The organism is Variovorax sp. 20P10.2.4, from assembly GCF_058244205.1.
Window position 1 is genome coordinate 1 of sequence record NZ_JBZAYE010000962.1, and the last position, 1,991, is coordinate 1,991.

General features: G+C 71.0%; 3 protein-coding genes. 2 read left to right on the top strand and 1 reads right to left on the bottom strand.

All coding sequences use genetic code 11. The features are described 5' to 3' along the window. On the top strand, positions 1–1,083 hold a 1,083-nt coding region (locus tag AC27VN_RS39955; protein WP_490880282.1), incomplete at its 5' end, for an OmpA family protein. 4 nt (positions 1,084–1,087) lie between these two features. Here AC27VN_RS39955 and pdxH read toward each other — a convergent pair. After that, positions 1,088–1,741 carry a pyridoxamine 5'-phosphate oxidase gene (gene pdxH / locus AC27VN_RS39960; RefSeq protein WP_203202142.1) on the bottom strand — a complete coding sequence of 218 codons (654 nt, stop codon included), beginning with the start codon at positions 1,739–1,741 and terminating at the stop codon, positions 1,088–1,090. 32 nt (positions 1,742–1,773) lie between these two features. On the opposite strand from pdxH, the gene AC27VN_RS39965 reads away from it, so the two are divergent. Continuing rightward, positions 1,774–1,991 (top strand): NTP transferase domain-containing protein (locus tag AC27VN_RS39965; RefSeq protein WP_490880283.1); only part of this gene is annotated, 218 nt, incomplete at its 3' end.

A 1,991-nucleotide genomic window follows, 5' to 3' on the forward strand; every position in this document is an offset into this window, starting at 1 on the left:
GCCGTCGACCAGGCGGTGGACGACCTGATGGTGCAGACCAAGAAGCTGCCGGGCTTCCTCGCCAAGGTCGAGTCGTCGATGAAGCAGAGCCGCATCGTCATCGACCCGCTGCTCGAGAGCGCCAGCGGCCAGCAGACCGAGGTCACGCGCGTGGCCGAGCAGCGCATCGTCCAGCGCATGCAGGCGCAGTTCAAGCAGTTCACCGTGACGCCGTTCAACAGCACCGAGATCGCCACCGCGCAGTACGTGCTCAACGGCACGCTGGTGCGCGACAAGGAAGCGGGTGGCTCGCCCTACCGGCTGAACCTGGCGCTGACCGAGATCAAGAGCGGCGTGGTGATCGCGCAGTCGGTGGCGCGCATCAGCGATGCCTCGCTCGACACCCGGCCCACGGCCTTCTTCCGCGACAGCCCGGTCAACGGCAAGGACCGCGGCGTCGAGGGCTACATCCGCACCGCCGAGACCCAGCCGGGCCAGGCCGCCGACGCGCTCTACCTCGAACGCCTGCCGACCGCGACCGTGATGCAGGAAGCCACCGCCGCCTACGAGGCCGGCCGGCTGCAGGAGGCGCTGGCGCGCTACGACGCCGCCTCGCGCCGCCCCGACGGGCAGCAGCTGCGCGTCTACAGCGGCCTGTACCTCACGCAGTCGCAGCTCGGTCGCACCGCCGATGCCGAGAAGACCTTCGGCACGCTCGCGCGGCTGGGGCTCGAAACCAACAACCTCAGCGTGAAGTTCCTGTTCAAGCCGGGCTCGACCGACTTCCTGGCCGACCCGAAGATCAGCGCCGCGTACCCGATGTGGTTGCGCCAGATCGCGCGCCAGGCGGCGCAGATCGATTCCTGCGTGGTCGTGACCGGCCACACCAGCCGCACCGGCTCGGAGGCGGTCAACGAGCGGCTGTCGCTGCAGCGCGCGGTGACCGTCAAGACCCGGCTGGTGGGCGAGGCCCCGCCGCTGGCGAAGAAGCTGCGCGAAGCCGGCGCCGGCTTCCGCGAGAACATCGTGGGCACGGGCGCCGACGATGCGAGCGACGCGCTCGATCGCCGCGTCGAATTCAAGGTGACGGGCTGCGAGGCCTGATCTGTCAGGGGGCTAGCCGCTCGCGCGTCCACTGGCCGGCTTCGAGCCGGTAGCGCAGCCGGTCGTGCAGCCGGCTCTTGCGGCCCTGCCAGAACTCCCAGCGGTCGGGCACCAGCCGGTAACCGCCCCAGTGCGGCGGGCGCGGCGGCGAGAGCAGGTACTTCGCCGCGGCGACGGCCGCATTCTTCACCAGCACCTCGCGCCCGCCGATCACCTCGCTCTGCGGGCTGGCCCAAGCGCCCAGGCGCGAATCGAGCGGGCGGCTCGCGTAGTAGGCGTCGCTCTCGTCGGCGCCGGCCTTCTCGACCCGGCCCTCGATGCGCACCACGCGCTCGAGCTCGACCCAGTGGAACTGCAGCGAGGCATAGGGGTTGCCCGCGAGCTCGCGGCCCTTGCGGCTCTCGTAGTTGGTGTACCAGACCAGGCCGCGCGCGTCGTAGCCCTTGATCAGCACGATGCGGCTCGAGGGCCGCAGGTCGCTGCCGACGGTGCACAAGGTCATCGCGTTGGGCTCGGGCACCTGGGCGTCGATGGCCTCGTCGAGCCAGCGCTCGAACTGGCGCAGCGGATCGTCGGCGCTGTGCGCCTCGCCGAGCTCGGCGCGCTCGTAGCTCTTGCGCAGCGCGGCCAGCGATTCTTTGGAAGTCGGGGAAGTCATGGCGGCATTGTTGCCCAAGCGATACTCGCGCCGTGACCACCCTCGCGAATCCCCCGACCGTGATCGTGCTGGCCTCGGGCCGCGGCGAACGCTTCGTGGCCGCCGGCGGCAGCGGCTCCAAGCTGCGCGCGCCGCTGGCCGGAAAACCGGTGCTCGAGCGCACGCTCGACGCGGTGCGCGCGAGCGGCCTGCCCTGGCATGTGGAGGATGCGGGCCATCCGGGCATGGGCGATTCGATCGCCGCCGCGGT